Source organism: Fictibacillus arsenicus, assembly GCF_001999465.1.
GTDB lineage: Bacteria > Bacillota > Bacilli > Bacillales > Fictibacillaceae > Fictibacillus > Fictibacillus arsenicus.
In genome coordinates, this window is record NZ_MQMF01000001.1 from 504,374 (window position 1) to 519,891 (window position 15,518).

14 protein-coding genes and 1 pseudogene are annotated in these 15,518 nt (G+C 37.5%); 5 read left to right on the forward strand and 10 right to left on the reverse strand.

Going from position 1 to position 15,518, the window contains the following annotated elements; genetic code table 11:
- Position 1 precedes the first annotated feature (1 nt).
- The 3 genes from UN64_RS02445 to UN64_RS02455 all read right to left on the reverse strand — a co-directional run bounded on the left by UN64_RS02445 (position 2) and on the right by UN64_RS02455 (position 3,583).
- Complete coding sequence (locus UN64_RS02445) at positions 2–661, reverse strand: amino acid ABC transporter permease (protein WP_066292088.1); 660 nt, start codon at positions 659–661, stop codon at positions 2–4.
- 82 nt (positions 662–743) lie between these two features.
- Positions 744–1,529, reverse strand: a complete 786-nt coding sequence (locus tag UN64_RS02450; protein WP_077359509.1) for a transporter substrate-binding domain-containing protein — start codon at positions 1,527–1,529, stop codon at positions 744–746.
- Positions 1,530–1,750: 221 nt separating this feature from the next.
- Positions 1,751–3,583, reverse strand: a complete 1,833-nt coding sequence (locus tag UN64_RS02455) for a PAS domain S-box protein (RefSeq protein ID WP_077359510.1) — start codon at positions 3,581–3,583, stop codon at positions 1,751–1,753.
- A 222-nt stretch (positions 3,584–3,805) separates the two neighbouring features.
- Here UN64_RS02455 and UN64_RS02460 point away from each other — a divergent pair, with 222 nt between their 5' ends.
- Positions 3,806–4,156 carry a hypothetical protein gene (locus UN64_RS02460; RefSeq protein WP_077359511.1) on the forward strand — a complete coding sequence of 117 codons (351 nt, stop codon included), beginning with the start codon at positions 3,806–3,808 and terminating at the stop codon, positions 4,154–4,156.
- A gap of 150 nt (positions 4,157–4,306) precedes the next feature.
- Here the strand turns inward: UN64_RS02460 and UN64_RS02465 are convergent, their stop codons facing one another.
- Positions 4,307–4,618, reverse strand: coding sequence for a hypothetical protein (locus UN64_RS02465; protein WP_245801942.1), 312 nt, complete (start codon positions 4,616–4,618; stop codon positions 4,307–4,309).
- A 139-nt stretch (positions 4,619–4,757) separates the two neighbouring features.
- On the opposite strand from UN64_RS02465, the gene UN64_RS02470 reads away from it, so the two are divergent.
- The 3 genes from UN64_RS02470 to UN64_RS02480 all read left to right on the forward strand — a co-directional run bounded on the left by UN64_RS02470 (position 4,758) and on the right by UN64_RS02480 (position 7,585).
- Complete coding sequence (locus UN64_RS02470; RefSeq protein ID WP_077359513.1) at positions 4,758–5,186, forward strand: hypothetical protein; 429 nt, start codon at positions 4,758–4,760, stop codon at positions 5,184–5,186.
- Positions 5,186–6,706, forward strand: a complete 1,521-nt coding sequence (locus tag UN64_RS02475) for an anti-sigma factor domain-containing protein (RefSeq protein WP_077359514.1) — start codon at positions 5,186–5,188, stop codon at positions 6,704–6,706. Before UN64_RS02470 ends, UN64_RS02475 begins: the two co-directional genes overlap by 1 nt.
- Before the next feature lie 105 nt (positions 6,707–6,811).
- Positions 6,812–7,585, forward strand: coding sequence for a potassium channel family protein (locus tag UN64_RS02480; RefSeq protein ID WP_077359515.1), 774 nt, complete (start codon positions 6,812–6,814; stop codon positions 7,583–7,585).
- A 26-nt stretch (positions 7,586–7,611) separates the two neighbouring features.
- On the opposite strand, the gene UN64_RS02485 is transcribed toward UN64_RS02480, so the two are convergent.
- The 3 genes and pseudogenes from UN64_RS02485 to UN64_RS02495 all read right to left on the reverse strand — a co-directional run bounded on the left by UN64_RS02485 (position 7,612) and on the right by UN64_RS02495 (position 10,804).
- On the reverse strand, positions 7,612–8,016 hold the full coding sequence (locus UN64_RS02485) for a YugN-like family protein (RefSeq protein WP_077359516.1): 405 nt from the start codon (positions 8,014–8,016) through the stop codon (positions 7,612–7,614).
- A 126-nt stretch (positions 8,017–8,142) separates the two neighbouring features.
- Positions 8,143–9,493 (reverse strand): annotated as a pseudogene (locus tag UN64_RS02490) (glucose-6-phosphate isomerase).
- Positions 9,494–9,640: 147 nt separating this feature from the next.
- Positions 9,641–10,804, reverse strand: a complete 1,164-nt coding sequence (locus UN64_RS02495; protein WP_077359517.1) for an iron-containing alcohol dehydrogenase — start codon at positions 10,802–10,804, stop codon at positions 9,641–9,643.
- Positions 10,805–11,000: 196 nt separating this feature from the next.
- On the opposite strand from UN64_RS02495, the gene UN64_RS02500 reads away from it, so the two are divergent.
- Positions 11,001–11,237: a DUF378 domain-containing protein gene (locus UN64_RS02500; protein ID WP_077359518.1), complete on the forward strand. Its 237-nt coding sequence runs from the start codon at positions 11,001–11,003 to the stop codon at positions 11,235–11,237.
- A 49-nt stretch (positions 11,238–11,286) separates the two neighbouring features.
- Here the strand turns inward: UN64_RS02500 and yugI are convergent, their stop codons facing one another.
- From yugI to UN64_RS02515, 3 genes are all read right to left on the reverse strand, one after another.
- Positions 11,287–11,703 (reverse strand): S1 domain-containing post-transcriptional regulator GSP13, encoded by a 417-nt coding sequence (gene yugI, locus UN64_RS02505; RefSeq protein ID WP_077359519.1) that lies wholly within the window; start codon positions 11,701–11,703, stop codon positions 11,287–11,289.
- Positions 11,704–11,781: 78 nt separating this feature from the next.
- The gene (gene asnB, locus UN64_RS02510; protein ID WP_077359520.1) at positions 11,782–13,698 is read right to left on the reverse strand and encodes an asparagine synthase (glutamine-hydrolyzing); all 1,917 of its coding nucleotides are present in this window, start codon (positions 13,696–13,698) and stop codon (positions 11,782–11,784) included.
- A gap of 222 nt (positions 13,699–13,920) precedes the next feature.
- The gene (locus tag UN64_RS02515) at positions 13,921–15,303 is read right to left on the reverse strand and encodes a class II fumarate hydratase (RefSeq protein ID WP_077359521.1); all 1,383 of its coding nucleotides are present in this window, start codon (positions 15,301–15,303) and stop codon (positions 13,921–13,923) included.
- Positions 15,304–15,518 lie beyond the last annotated feature (215 nt).

Sequence of the window (15,518 nt, forward strand, 5' to 3'; positions counted from 1 at the left end):
CCTATTCCCCAGCTGAAAGTTTCTTTTCCAACATATTAACGAGAAGAGTGAAAAGAAGGACTAGGATCAGATAGTATAAACCAACAATGATTAAATAGGTCATCTCATCAAACGTTCTCGACCCTTGAGTGGTCGCAATACTGAATAGCTCTGATAACGCGATAAAAGATGCTAATGAAGAATCTTTAAGACCGATGATGAATTGATTTCCAAGTGGAGGAAGTGCACGTTTGAACGCTTGCGGCAAAATAATCCTGCGCATCGTTAAGCCGTATGGCATTCCTAAAGAACGGCCTGCTTCCATCTGTCCTTTATCTACAGATTGTATGGATCCTCTGAATATCTCTGCTATATAAGCACCATTATGCATAGCGAGACCAAAAGCTGCAGACCAGAATGCTGAAATTCCTAATTCAGCAAGACCAAAATAAAAGATAAAAATCTGAACGATTAGTGGTGTACCACGAATTAGTGCAATATAAATATTAGCGATCCAATTAAGGATTTTAATTCCTGATATTTTAAACAGGGCAAAAATAAGTCCGATTCCGGTTCCGATCAGAATGGAAACTACGGTTAGTTTTAAAGTAATCCATAGGCCCTTCATGAAGAGCGGGTAACTTTCTATTAATACATCTAGAATATGTGCTATATCAAACATGCAGTTTTTCTCCCCTTTTCCTCTCTATTCTCTGTAAAAAAAAGCCGCCCTGCACTGTTGTCATGCGGACGGCTCACATAGGTTATTCAGGCTTTTGTATGATATCAGCACCGACGTATTCTTCACTAAGCTTTTTAAGCTCTCCACTGTCCTTGAGCTTCTTTAAAGCTTTATTAATTGCTTTTAGCAGTTCTTTATCTTCTTTTTTAACAGCAATCGCTTGTTCACTCGTACCTAATTGCTCTTTCTCTACAATTTTGAATCCTTTTTCGATCGCTTGTTTACCAGTGATTGCATCTGTAATAACAGCATCATGTTTTCCTTCACTTAAAGCACGCAATGCTGTTGCATCACTGTCATAGTTTTTAATCTGATCCGTGAAATCCTGAGCAGATTTTTCATAGGTAGAACCTTTTGAAACAGCAACTTCTTTTCCTTTTAAATCTTCTTTAGTCTTAATATCACTGTCCGGTCTCGTAAAAATGACTGGACCTGAATAATAATATGGCTCGCTGAAATTCACTGCTTGTTTACGATCTTCAGTGATTGTATGGCTCGCCACTGCTGCGTCAAAACGATCTGCCTTTATTGCAGAAACTGCACCATGAAACTTAAACTTTTCTGGAACAGCCTTTAGGCCAAGTTCGTCTGCAATTGCTTTACCTACTGCTACATCATATCCTGTTAATTCACCATCCTTATCAACAGAACTGAATGGAGGAAACTCCCCAGACACTATAAAATTAAATTCCCCTTCTTTTTTCAACTCTGGTCCACCGTCACTTGATTCACTGCTGCCACATGCAGCCAGTACCATCATTGAAAAAATGACTGCTAAAATACTAATCTTCTTTTTGAAATCCTTCATTCTTATCCTCCTTGAAATCCCATTTAGCAGGTTACCCCCACATGACAATGGTAGCATGAAATGTAATCTTTCTCAATTTTCCGCAAATTTACAGCGATAAAAAAGGTGATTCCCCCACGCTCCTATGCGTTATTTACCCGTTTAAAAAAAGATTTAAACACCTAGTAAGCAAGCAAAAAACGCTCTTCAGCAAGAGCTAAAAAGCGTTTAATATTTTATATCTATGGTAAAAGTTTAGTAGGCAGCAAGACTGTGACTGTCGTCCCAACGTCTAACATACTTTCAAATGTAATATTTCCATGGTGGTTTTCAATAATTTTCAAGCTTACCATCAGACCTAAGCCAATTCCTTTTTCTTTGTTTGAATAAAATGGTTCTCCTAATCTTGCAAGACGTTCTTCACTGATTCCAGAACCTTCGTCTGTCACTTTAATAAACACGTAGCTCTCATCAAAAGTACCGGTTTCAACAGTGATCGTTCCCCCGCACAGCATCGATTCTATCGCATTTTTTATGACATTGATAATAACTTGTTTTATTTGATTCCCTTCGCAAAGAATTTGAGGGACATCCTTAAGCATTGTTTTAAATTGTACATTGTTAAGATTAGCTTCTGAATCTAAAAGAGTGATCGTCTGTCTAATAAAATCATTTACGTTTCGATGCTGAAATACCGTATCTTGATGAGGTTTAGCTAAAACTAAAAATTCAGTTATGATCGATTCAATCCTATCCATTTCTGAGAGAATAATTTCACTGTGCAAGTCATCCATATCCTGTTTCATCAATTGGACAAACCCTTTTATACTCGTGAGCGGATTTCTGATTTCATGAGCTATACCTGCTGCCAGTTCACCAACGACAGTAAGTTTGTCAGATTTTCTGAGCAGCTCTTCTTTTTCTTTCAGTTCAGTAATATCCTCAGAAATACCCGCAATTCTATAAACTTCTCCTATATCATTTGTTATTGGAAATGCTCTCGTTCTTATCCAGCGAACTTTTCTATTTTTACTTTGAATCCGGTACTCAATCTGTGACTCGCCGCCTGCAATTGAATTAATAAATCCTTGTACTTCTGACTGGTCATCAGGATAAATATTAGTAAATACAGATGAAAAAGTCTCTGTATATTCTATATCCCATATTTTTTGGTATGCTTTTGATACATATATAAGGTTTCGGGTCTTATAATCTTCCATCCAAAAAACATCTTTAGCATTTTCCGCAAATTGCCGAAATCTCTCTTCACTTTCAAGAAGGCCGATCTCCATCCTTTTATTTTCTGAAATATCCCTTGAAACACCAACAATGCCTTCTACTTGCCCTTGTTCATTGTTAATAGGAGAGAGTATAGCTTGATAATATAGCCGCTCTCCGTCTCGTACATTGCTCCATTCATATACTTGAGACTTCCCTTTTAAAACAAGCTGGCATACTTTCTCTTGGCCTTCGGCGATCGTTTCTCCAAAGACTTCTTTTAGCGATTTGCCTAAAAAATATTCAGGTGTAATATTATGTTTTTCCATCCATTTTCCGTAGATCCCTGTATGTATTAAATTTTTATCTAAAGTAAAAACGGTATCTTCCATAGAATCAACAAGTGAAAGAAATCTTTCTTGACTATGACTTAAGGCTTGTTCGGTTTGTTTTCTAGCTGTAATATCTACTAACGTAATAACTACGTGGTCTGCTTCACTCTCTGTTAGGAGAATAGATTTTGTACTTACTAGAATCCAGCGAATACCATTAAGCCCTTTTCCCGTTATGCCTATTTCACAATTATTAACTTCTTTCCCCGTCTGAATAGTAGTCTGTGATGGCAGTTCTTCGAAAGAAACCTTATTCTTTAGCTGATCCATTACTTCGAATGGCATGTTATATAAAAAAGAACCTTCCATTTCTGATTTGGAAAGCCCAAGTATTTCACAAGCTTTCTTGTTTGCAAGCAGAATACGATTTGATCGCTCCAACACGATTATACCACTGGAAACTGCCTCGTATAACGTATACATAATTTGATTATTGTCCTGTAATTTTGCTGGAGTTATTTTCATTAGGCTACATCCCTGTTGATTTATTTTGAAGTTATTTTACAAGAATTGTCTTTTCTCTATTTTTCTATTAAATACAAAAAATTACAAGTGTTATTTTTTTTGATGGGATTTGTTTTATCGAATTAGAGGTAAAAGAAAGTATAGTAATTTTCAAAGGATAGAGCATGAAATACATAAGGAATTAATAGTTTAATAAAAACAGCATTTAACGGAGGTTTTAGAATGTTCCTTTATACAATTGTTTGTTTAGCAGCTTTTTATCTATTAACAAAAGAAGATTCGTTGCGGTTTAAACAAATAACCTGGACAGCTTATGGTGTCATAGCCCTAACATTTATAATAGGATTTTTTTCGTTAAAACCAGACACTGCAACTTATATCTTCTGGGTGCAGTTCTTCTTCCTTCTTCTTGCATTGCCTGTCTTGATTCTTGTAATCAGGAAGCTTTGGCAGATTAGTAAAAACATGCCGGCATGGGTACAATACTCTGTTTCGATTCCTGTATCTTTACTTTTTGTTCTAACCCTTTGGATTTGCTGGAACATGTTTCCGATTGTGATGTATATTTTTTGATTCTCTGTTTTTTTACTGTTGTGTTAGTTTACATCTGTATGTTTAAAATCAGCAAAAAAAACGCCTTATGGGAAGCCATAAGACGTTTTTTTGTTGTTTCTGCTGCCATGTTATCTCTGTAAATGTGCGCTCCATAAAAACAAAACGGGGCTACTTGTCTTTGTCTGGGGTCTGTCCCCGGGTCTGTCCCCCCTGCATCAGCGAGAGAACTTCTTTGACGATGGTATTGATCTTTTGATCGATGAAGTCGCTCCCAAAGATTTCTTTCGCTTCCTTAATAGCAGCGATAACCTCTTCTTCATAATGAATAAGATCTTCATCATCTTCTGCTTCGTTATATAAATCAATCATGGTGTCCAGACCTTCTTGCATACGATCGATGGCATCACTGTATTTTTCACGGTCTTCTTTATTATATTTCACGTTTATCACCCACTCATCAGTTTCTCCATCTCTTTTCACTATCAAACTTCCTAACATTCGAGAGGCGTGACTTTTTTCACTATTTTTTCACACAAAAGTATACTATAATAATTTGGTTAATATTATCTTGAAATATATTATTTTACATAAGTGAAATGTGAAGGAAGGAGGGGTAAAGTTGATTCGCCGGTGGTTTCACAGAAAGCATAAATCCCTGCAGCCTGGGCTTAAAGCTCAGTCCGCAGAAACAGCGGCAGGTCTGTGTAAGAAAGCTGCAGATCCAGACCCTGTAAGAGAGATATCTCATTTTAAAAGCAGACTAAAAGATTTCGGAATCGAATTTAGCCAAATAGCAGCAAGTACACCAAAAGAACATGAAAATAGACTTCAAGCGATTCAAGTTGCGGAAGAAATCGCGGCTGATCCTGAGATGAGAAACTACTTTTTAACATGGAAACGTTTGCCCCTTCTTCATGATGAAAAATCACAGGTTCAAAAACTCACCATGAAAAGGCAGCGTGAATACATAACCGCACTGACATTGATTTTCATTGAAAATTATCAAGTGTTGATGCAATATGTGCCGGGCACGGGAGGAAAACACTAATGAACAAAGCAATTATTGTAGAAGTCAACAGCCGCCACCTCATCGTTCTGGCTGAAGGCGGAGAATTTAAAAAGATTAAGAATACGAATCCTGCTTATACGGTTGGACAAGAAATCTCGATTCCTGTTCTTAAAGAAAAGAAAAATTCCATATTCTCTGTATTTATTAACTGGAAAACTGGAACCGCTGTAGCATTGGCCATTTTTCTGTTGTTCTTTCAAGTATTATCTCCAATGTCAGGAGAAGGAGCATATGCATACGTTGGGATGGATATGGATCCAAGTCTGGAATTAAAAATCAACGAAGATATGCAGGTCCTTGATATTTTATCTTTCAATGAGCAAGGCCATACTGTTCTTGAACATATGGGAGAATGGAAAGAAAAAGAAATTAGATATGTAACCAATCAAATATTTGAAACTTGTGAAGATCTCGGATATTTAAAAGCCCAAGAGGAAGTACTTATTACAACAACTCTTTCGGAAGAGATCCCGGAGAATAAGGAAAAAGCAATAAAGAAAAAGGTCAATGAGGTCATGACCGAAACTGCAAAAAAGAAATCAGTTGAAATGACAACAATCGTGATGAGTTCAAAAGAGCGTGAAAAAGCTAAAAAAATGAAGATATCACCAGGCCATTATGCTATTTATACAGCTGCAAAAAAATCCGGAATAAAAATCAGTCCAAAAGAGGTTGCTGGTCATACTCTTGAAGAAATTTCTGAAAAAGTCGGACCGATTAAAGAACTTTTAGAAGAAAATGATGAAAAAATTTCTGCTTCAACTAATACAGAAGAAATAAACCAAGTATACGAGCCTCCTCTACCAATCTTGGATGATAAGGGAGAAGAAGAAAAAGTAGAAAAAGAAAAACCCGTTTTGCCGGTGCAAGAAAAAGTAAATAAAGCTCGTAAAGAAAAAGCAGCAAAACCTAAGAATACTCATACTGTCATTGCCGCAGAACCTAAAAAGGAAGATAAAGCTAAAGATACCGTAAAAAAAGAGACGGAAAAACAAAAAAATCCGCCTTTAACTGCAGTTGTACCTGAAAAGGAAAACGTACAGTTACCTCCTAAAGATGTATCAGCCGTTGCACATCCGAAAGAGGAAAAACCAAAGGAAGAAAAACCTAAAGAGGAAAAGCCGAAAGAGGAGAAGCCTAAAGTCGATCTCCCCCCTTCTGATGATTCTGGGAATTCTGTTCCGCAAGAGCCTGAACCATCTGAAGAACCTGAATCAAAAGAATGGATTTACATTGAAATCATCATTGATAACTTGATTATTACAGTAAAAATCAAAGGTGATTCTAACCTATTAAAAGAAGATTTAAAGAAACAAACATTAGCACTTATAAATCAAAATCATTTATTACTCCAAAACCACCCTTTGGTTGCTTCTACTGAAGAATTAAAAGGTGCATCGGTTAAAGACGAAACAATTAATAAGAACACCTCTTGTGAAAAAGATGTTGAATCAGCTGCTGAAAACCATGTTGATATCGGCACACAAAAAGCTTCATAATGCTTAAAACTCCGGAGATTATCCGGAGTTTTCTTTTGTTTCCCTTGCAATTATCCGTATAAACCTCTATCTATATTGGCAATAGTGATAATAGGAGGAGTGCATATGCTCAGAATTTATCATACCTATTTAAGACTGCCTATGCTGATTAGATTAGGCATCATTCTTATGCTTATCTTATATTTGAGCGCTATTTTAGCACACTTCTTAGAAAAAGAGACTTTTCCTACTATTTTTGTAGCCTTTTATTGGGCGGTTATGACTGCTGGGACTGTAGGTTATGGTGATTATGCTCCGTATACATTTGAGGTTAGAGTACTTGCTATTATCCTTGTATTTTCAGGCGGGTCTTTTTTAGCTTTCTCAACCGTTCACTTTGCAAGTGCTGTAATAAAGAAAGAAAATCGTTTTTTTGAGGGGAAAAATATGTATAATAGTAAAAATCATTTTATCGTTGTTGGATGGAACGAACGTGCACGCAACACGATCTATGCCATCATGGACAGTAAAGATGCCTCTGAAATTGTTCTAATTGATGATTCACTAAAATCCAATCCATTATATCAAGAAGGCGTCCATTTTGTTCAAGGAAATGCAAGTGAAGATCAAATATGGATTAAAGCGAATATTCAAAAAGCACAAATTGTACTGATAACAGCTGATGACAATTTAAAAGAATCGAATGCTGATATGAATACTATTATTTCAATACTAACTGCTAGAGGGCTTAATGAACAAGTTCTGATTCACGCTGAAATACTTACTTCTGAACAATCAACTAATGCAAAACGCGCTGGAGCGGATTATATTATACAAACTTCAAACCTGGCTGCTAATGAGATGGTTAATAGCTTATATAACAAACTCATGCAAAAATAGATAGGCAAACATTGCCCATCTATTTTTTATTTTAATAATTGTGCTTCGGCTTTTTGTACGAGTTCTTTTGCTATACCGATCCACTTTTTATCAATTGTGGCATCCGGGTCCTGGGGCTCTGAGAATTGATTTACACTCCCGGATAAGTTTCCCGCTCCTGCATGATCATCAAGTCCAATCTGATATTTATGTGCCAATAAGAATGGCTCACCCATTTGAACAGTCGTATCTCTTTTATCAAGTTCCCCTTCAACAGCCTTAAATGGAATTCTTAAAAATGTATATCCTTCTTCATCATCCAGTTTGTAATCAAAATAGCCATGGTCATAATCCCAGTTGCCTCCGTATGAAAAACCCATGCCTTTGAGAACATCTTCCGCTTCGTTCAATGCAATCAATTCGTTTTCAAGTTTGCTTTTAATCGGTTTCATGTTTCACCCTCCTTCTTTTTCTATTGTTTATCCTTTCCAAATTATAGATAGATTATTAGATCCTTCGTTAATTCAGCTTGTTCAGCCCAAACAAAAAAGCCTGGCCGTTTGACCAGACTTTTTTTCTTATAAACGCTTCTCAAGCTCTTCTTTTTCTTTTTCAAATCCAGGTTTGCCTAAAAGAGCAAACATATTCTTCTTATATGCTTCTACACCTGGCTGATCAAATGGATTTACTCCTAAAAGATATCCGCTGACCGCACATGCTTTTTCAAAGAAATAAACCATGTAGCCAAAATGGTATGGAGACATTTCTGGAATATTTACGATTAAGTTAGGAACTCCACCGTCTGTATGTGCAAGCCAGTGTGCCTTGGAAAGCTTTCTTATTAACAAAATCCATTGTTTCGCCCGCAAGGAAGTTCAGTTTGTCCAAGTTTTTATCATCTTCTTCAATCGTTAACTCTTCACGTGCTGAATCCACATAAAGAACTGTTTCGAAAAGATCACGGCGCCCTTCTTGAACGTATTGTCCCATTGAGTGCAAGTCTGTTGTGAAGTCCACAGATGCAGGATAAATTCCTTTATAGTCCTTCCCTTCACTTTCTCCATAAAGCTGTTTCCACCATTCAGAAACATAGTGGAGACCCGGCTCATAGTTCACCATAAGCTCAATTGTCTTGCCTTTGTTATACAATGCATTTCGAACAGCAGCATACTGGTAGGCCATGTTTTCTGCAAGGTTTGGATTGTTGAAATCAACGGATGCATCTTTAGCACCACTCATCATTTCCTCAATGTTAACCCCGCTTACAGCGATCGGTAATAGTCCCACTGCTGTTAGAACAGAATAACGTCCGCCAACATCGTCAGGGATAACGAATGACTCATAACCTTCTTCATTAGCTAGTGTTTTTAATGCACCTTGTGCTTTATCTGTTGTTGCATAAATACGCTTGCGTGCTTCTTCTTTTCCGTATTTTTCTTCTAAAAACTTTCTAAAGATACGGAACGCGATCGCCGGTTCTGTTGTAGTACCAGATTTAGAGATAACATTAACAGAAACATCCTTATCCTTTAATACATCAAAAAGCTCTTTTACATATGTTGATGAAATGTTTTGTCCAGCAAAGAAAACTTGCGGAGTCTTACGGTCTACTTTGGATAATAGGTTGTAGAAAGAGTGATTTAACATTTCAATTGCTGCTCGTGCTCCTAAATACGAGCCTCCGATTCCCACAACAATCAAAACATCAGAATCACTTTTAATCTTTTCAGCACTTTTAACGATTCGGCTGAACTCTTCGCGGTCATAGTTCTCAGGCAGATCGACCCAGCCTAAAAAATCATTGCCTGCACCTGTTTTTTCGTGGATTGCCTCATGTGCTGTTTTAACAGCTCCCGTAAGATAATCTACTTCATGCTGCCCAATAAAAGAAAGGGCTTTGCTATAATCAAAACTCAGCTTCTTTGTCATATGTAAGCCTCCTAACAATCATTTATTCTTTCACTTTATACAATGGAACCCAGCAAATCAAGAAACCTCATCCATGTAAACGGTTTCGTGCTAATAGACGAAATATTCTTTCTTATCTCATAAAAAAGAAGGGGACATCCCCTTCTTTTATAATGACATTTTTAAGATGTTTAATACGTCTTCTTTATTTTGCTTGCTGAAGTTGCCAAACTCACCTCTGGCCATTGCTTTATCAGCTATTAGATCAAGTTTTGAACTATCGATATCATAATCGGCTAATGCGTTTGGAGCACCCAGCGATGTCCAGAATGCTGATAAACGGTCAATACCTTCCAAAGCTGTTTCTTTATCTGATTTTCCTTCTGTTTCTACGTTAAATACTCGGACAGCCAGCTGTTTAAACCTTTGCACATTAGTATCTACGTTATGTCTCATCCAATTTGGGAAAAGGATGGCTAAACCACCAGCGTGAGGAATGTCATATACAGCAGAAACAGCATGCTCTATATTATGACTTCCCCAGTCACCGCGAAGACCCATTTGTAGGGTTCCATTAAGTGCCATCGTTCCATTGTAAAGAATGGTTTCTCGCAGTTCATAATTTTCCAGGTCCTCCAGCAGCTTAGGTGCCTTTTCCATGACCGTTAATAGAATCGATTCGGCAAAACGGTCTTGCAAAGGTGTATTCTCTGCATTATGGAAGTATTGTTCTAATACGTGGGACATCATATCTACAATTCCGTAAATCGTTTGATCTTTTGGAACAGAAAACGTATACGTTGGATCTAATATTGAGAATTTCGGGAATACTAACGGACTTCCCCAGCCATATTTCTCTTGTGTTTCCCAGTTCGTGATAACTGATCCTGAATTCATTTCTGATCCTGTAGCAGCTAATGTAAGAACTGTACCAAAAGGAAGGGCTTCTTGCGGCTGAGCTTTAAGAGTGATGAGATCCCAAACATCTCCATCATATTTTGCTCCTGCTGCAATCGCTTTTGTACAATCAATTACACTTCCGCCGCCTACAGCTAATAAGCAATCAATTTTTTTTTCTTTACAAAGCTCTACTCCTCTTTTTACAGTCGAAAGGCGCGGGTTAGGCTCTACTCCAGAAAGTTCGCTTACTTCCATCCCCATCTCGTTTAACTCATTCATAACTTCATCGTATAATCCGTTTCGTTTAATACTTCCCCCGCCATAAACAACAAGTACTTTTTTACCGTAACGGCCAAGTTCATCTTTCAATGCTTTAATCTGATTTTTACCGAATACTAATCGGGTAGGGTTGTAATATATAAATTCATTCATTGCAATTAATCCTCCTTACATCATTTAAATCGTATTATGTGGGACTCATCCCTAAAAAGTAAAGTAATTAAGCTTACCGAAACTTAGGATGTGTCAGTAATTGTTGTTTCATCCTGCAGAAGTCGGGTATGTATAAATAAAGTTAAAATTTGGAACGATAAAGGAGTATTTTATAAATAAAACTGGAGGATCTTAAATGAGTGGATTACAGAGATTTGCGTTAGCATTAGTGATTGTTGGAGCAATAAATTGGGGCTTAATCGGATTTTTTCAGTTTGACCTTGTTGCAGCCATTTTCGGTGGACAGGACGCTGCTTTAGCTCGCATTGTTTACGGACTTGTTGGTCTATCTGGTTTGTATTGTTTAACATTGTTATTTAAGCCATCTGAAGAATTAAGCGGGGAAAGAACTCCTGAACATAATCGTGTTTAATCATCAGATTTTCATTAAAAAAAACCTCTCGAAATGAGAGGTTTTTTTATTATTTTTTAAGGCGCTTATTAAGTTGAGCCTGACGATCTGTAGACTCTTTCAACCAGTCTTTAAGCTTTGCTTCAAGAGTGTTGAAACCTTTGTTAGCGTCTTGATTGTTGTTGCTTGTGCTTTTCTTGTTGTTGAAACCACCAGGACGGCGCTCTTTTTTCGGTGCTGGGGCTGGTGCTTCTTGTGTTTGTCGGATGGAAAGTGAAATTTTCTTGCTGTCTTCGTCAACAGAAAGAATCTTTACTGACACAACGTCGCCAACACTTAAAGCGTCATTAATATCTTTAACGAAGCCATGGGAAACTTCAGAAATATGCACAAGACCTTGTACATTATCATTTAATGCAACAAACGCACCAAAAGGCTTAATGCCTGTAACTTTACCTTCAACAATGCTACCTACTTCAAAATTCATGAAAACACTCCTAACTATTTTTTAACCTGTTAAGTATAACATAACTAAACAGTACAAGCAAAATTAATAAATGGAGTGTTAGCGTCCAGTCAATGTTAATTCCTGCTCTATATTTGGATTGTACATTTCGTTCTTTCCGAAATTGTATCTTTTCTCGATATTTATCTGATGCCATAGCATAAACATCAGTACAGTCCATATTTTCCTGCTGTAATCTCCTCTTGCAGCCCGGTGTCCTTCAAGAAGATTAAGTACCGCATCTTTATTAAGATATTGATCCGTATCGCTCGATAGAATCAGTTGTTTAGCCCAGTCATATATTTCATTTTTTAGCCAGTGCCGGATTGGAACAGGAAATCCTAACTTTCTGCGGTGAAGAACTGACTCAGGTACAATACCTTGCATAGCCTCTCTTAAAGCATATTTAGTAGTTTCGTTTGTGACGGTCAGATTAGGATGCAGACTTGAAGCAATTTTAAATACTTCTTTATCTAAAAATGGTACTCGCAGCTCCAAGGAATGAGCCATGGTCATTTTATCTGCTTTAACGAGTATATCCCCTCTCATCCATGTGTGAAGGTCGATATATTGCATTTTGTGTACATCATGAAACGCTGCAGCTTGATCATATAAAGGTTTCGTTACATTTTTATAGTTATAGGCTGACCGATAATCTTTCAGCAGTTTACTCTTTTCATATTCTGAAAACATCTTGGCGTTTCCAATATAGCGCTCTTCAATCGTCATGCTTCCCCGCTCCAAGAAGCTTTTGCCTTTAATTCCCTCAGGCAATACGCTTGCAATAGCAGCAAGACCCTTTGTAATTCCTTTTGGCATGGAAGATAAGTGACGTAAAGAGTGTGGTTCATGGTAGATGTTATATCCCCCAAAAAGCTCATCTGCTCCCTCACCTGATAATACGACTGTTACATGCTTTGCAGCTTCACGAGCCACAAAATACAATGGAACCGCTGCTGGATCTGCAACAGGGTCATCCATATGCCAGATTATCTTTGGAAGCTCCCTTATAAACTCATCAGGTTTTACTAAGTAATGAATGTTTTCGACGTTTAGTGCGGCTGCTGTTTGCACTGCCACATCGATCTCACTGAAACCTTCTCTTTCAAAACCTACAGTAAAAGTTTTCAGCGATGGATGAAGTTCGCTAGCCAGTGCTACAATTGCACTGGAATCTATACCGCCAGATAAGAAAGCTCCTACAGGCACATCTGAACGCATGTGCACTTTTACGGAGTCACGCATAACAGAACGAATTTCATCTTTAGCTTCTTCAAGTGTCATATCTTTTGGAGTGAAATTTGGTTTCCAATATGATTTTATCTTTAAAGGTCTGCCTGCTTTTTTAACAAAATAATGCCCTGGTTCGAGTTTCTTAATTCCCTTAGTTAAAGTCATCGGTTCAGGAACAAATTGATAAGTTAAATAGTGATGCAGTGCTTCAGCATCAATTTGCTGCTCTTGTTTCGCAAGAGTGATGCTTTTCTTTTCAGATGCACAATACAAGCCCTCTTCATCCTCTAAATAAAAGAACGGCTTGATTCCAAATGGATCGCGAGCACCAAAAAGCTCCTTTGTTTCTTTATCCCAGATTAAAAACCCGAACATCCCTCGAAGTTCTTTCATTGCCTCTTCGCGTCTTTCACTAAAAAGAGCGAGTATGACTTCAGTATCAGAGTGAGTTTTGAATTCAAAGCCTTTTTCTTCAAGGTCTTTTCTTATTTCAACATAATTATAGATTTCTCCATTAAAAATGATCCAATAACGATCGTCTTCATAAGATAAAGGCTGTTTCCCGCTTTCTAGGTCTATGATGCTTAAACGGCGAAATCCAAAGCGGACATATTGATCAACAAAGTGTCCGCTATCGTCCGGACCTCTGTGTGTAATGATGTTTGTCATCTCAATTAATTTTTCAGTTTCCTGCTGCTCAGCAGTTTCAGGTGTATTTAACATATATCCAATAAAGCCGCACATTTTAAAGTTCCTCCCAAAAAAAGCAGTTCAAATAACAAGTTTTTCACGTATTCCACCACTTAAAGGTTTTCCGATATATTAAATCAATACCTTTATTTGTGAAATACCTCTTAATTATAACGCCTAATTTTAACTATTCACTACATTTTTGTTAAAAAAATGAAAAACAAGGAATCTGTACTATATTTGTCGAGAAAAACAAAAAAAAGTTACAACATTTTATTAAATCATTGAGTTTGGATCTAAAATACGGTCTGCTTCTTCTGGTGTGAATAATTCTTTTTCAATTAAAAGATCTTTTAACGTTTTCCCTGTTTCAAAGCTTTCTTTTGCCAGTGCAGCTGCCTTTTCATATCCAATATGAGGATTTAATGCTGTTACAAGAGATAGGCTTTGATCCAGCCACTCTTTAATTCTCTCTTTATTCGCGCCTATCCCTTTCAAGCATTTATCCGTAAATACATTCATTCCATTGCTTATTATCGTAATGGATTGCAAAACGTTATAACCTATTACAGGCATCATTGGATTGATTTCAAGCTGGCTTCCAATCGCTGCAGTAGTCACACAGGAATCATTACCAACAACTTGTGAACAAATCATATATAAATTCTCTAGAATAACCGGATTGATCTTTCCTGGCATGATAGAAGAACCTGGCTGGACCGCCGGCAGGGTTATTTCTGCTAGTCCGGTTCTTGGTCCGCTGCTCAACAGCCGCAGGTCGCTTGAGATCTTTATAAGATGAATCGCTAGTTCTCTCAGGTGGCCGCTGATACGGATCGCAGCATTTGTATTTTGCATAAACATATACGTGTTTTCACTTTGTGCGAATGGAAGGTTCGTCCGTTTCGCAATCTCTTTAATTGCTAAAACTGCATAATCTTCATGGGCATTAATTCCCGTTCCTACTGCATTCCCTCCTAATCCAAGTTCAAATAAATACTTTTCAGCCCCTTTTAAAGCGTTTTTAACAGACAGAACAGCTCCTTTATACCCTTTAAATTCACTTCCAAGCCTGATCGGTACCGCATCCTGCAAATGAGTTCGTCCTGCTTTAACAACAGAATGGAATTCTCTTTCTTTCTCTTCCAAGACTTCTAGTAAATGATCTATAGCGGGATACAGTGTTTCATATAGCTGACCTGCAATTGAGATATGTATAGCTGTTGGAATGGTGTCGTTTGTAGACTGTGACATGTTTACATCATCGTTTGGATGAACGAGACTCCAATCCCCTTTTTCTCCGCCTAGAATCTCAGCTGCTCTTGATGCGATGACTTCATTAACATTCATATTTTGCGAGGTACCGGCGCCTGCTTGGTACACATCCACAACAAATTGGTCGTTCCATTTCCCATTGATGATTTCTTCAGCAGCCTCAATAATACTGTCAGCCTTTTTAGTGTCTAAAACTCCGCATTCTTTATTGGCAGCAGCAGCACTGGCTTTGATGATTCCTTGAGCTTTAATAAAAGAAAAAGGCAGTCTAAGACCGCTTATTGGAAAATTATTTACCGCTCTCTGAGTTTGGGCGCCGTAATAAACATCTTTTGGAACTTTCACTTCACCCAACGTGTCCTTGGCAATTCGAAATTTATCCACTTCGTTCACTCCTTTTTATAGCCTCTTATGACTTGTATTCCCATCAGCTGAATATATGTAATCCTTTTTTCTAATATTTGCTTAGGTTTTAGCCTCAATCTCCTGTCCTTTGCTGATGAAATTTCACGGTACGTGTTTTTATATTTATTACACGTTCGCTCAGATTCGTTGAGTTTCGCTCAAATAGGCCGACTTACGCTCAAGATCCTCTCATT

Bases quoted from the DNA above. Each gene is read 5' to 3' on its own strand.
- UN64_RS02455 (WP_077359510.1), bottom strand. From the start codon at position 3,583: ATGAAAATAACTCCAGCAAAATTACAGGACAATAATCAAATTATGTAT.
- UN64_RS02480 (WP_077359515.1), top strand. From the start codon at position 6,812: ATGCTCAGAATTTATCATACCTATTTAAGACTGCCTATGCTGATTAGA.
- asnB (WP_077359520.1), bottom strand. From the start codon at position 13,698: ATGTGCGGCTTTATTGGATATATGTTAAATACACCTGAAACTGCTGAG.
- UN64_RS02460 (WP_077359511.1), top strand. From the start codon at position 3,806: ATGTTCCTTTATACAATTGTTTGTTTAGCAGCTTTTTATCTATTAACA.
- UN64_RS02495 (WP_077359517.1), bottom strand. From the start codon at position 10,804: ATGAATGAATTTATATATTACAACCCTACCCGATTAGTATTCGGTAAA.
- UN64_RS02445 (WP_066292088.1), bottom strand. From the start codon at position 661: ATGTTTGATATAGCACATATTCTAGATGTATTAATAGAAAGTTACCCG.
- UN64_RS02485 (WP_077359516.1), bottom strand. From the start codon at position 8,016: ATGAAACCGATTAAAAGCAAACTTGAAAACGAATTGATTGCATTGAAC.
- yugI (WP_077359519.1), bottom strand. From the start codon at position 11,703: ATGAATTTTGAAGTAGGTAGCATTGTTGAAGGTAAAGTTACAGGCATT.
- UN64_RS02500 (WP_077359518.1), top strand. From the start codon at position 11,001: ATGAGTGGATTACAGAGATTTGCGTTAGCATTAGTGATTGTTGGAGCA.
- UN64_RS02450 (WP_077359509.1), bottom strand. From the start codon at position 1,529: ATGAAGGATTTCAAAAAGAAGATTAGTATTTTAGCAGTCATTTTTTCA.
- UN64_RS02475 (WP_077359514.1), top strand. From the start codon at position 5,186: ATGAACAAAGCAATTATTGTAGAAGTCAACAGCCGCCACCTCATCGTT.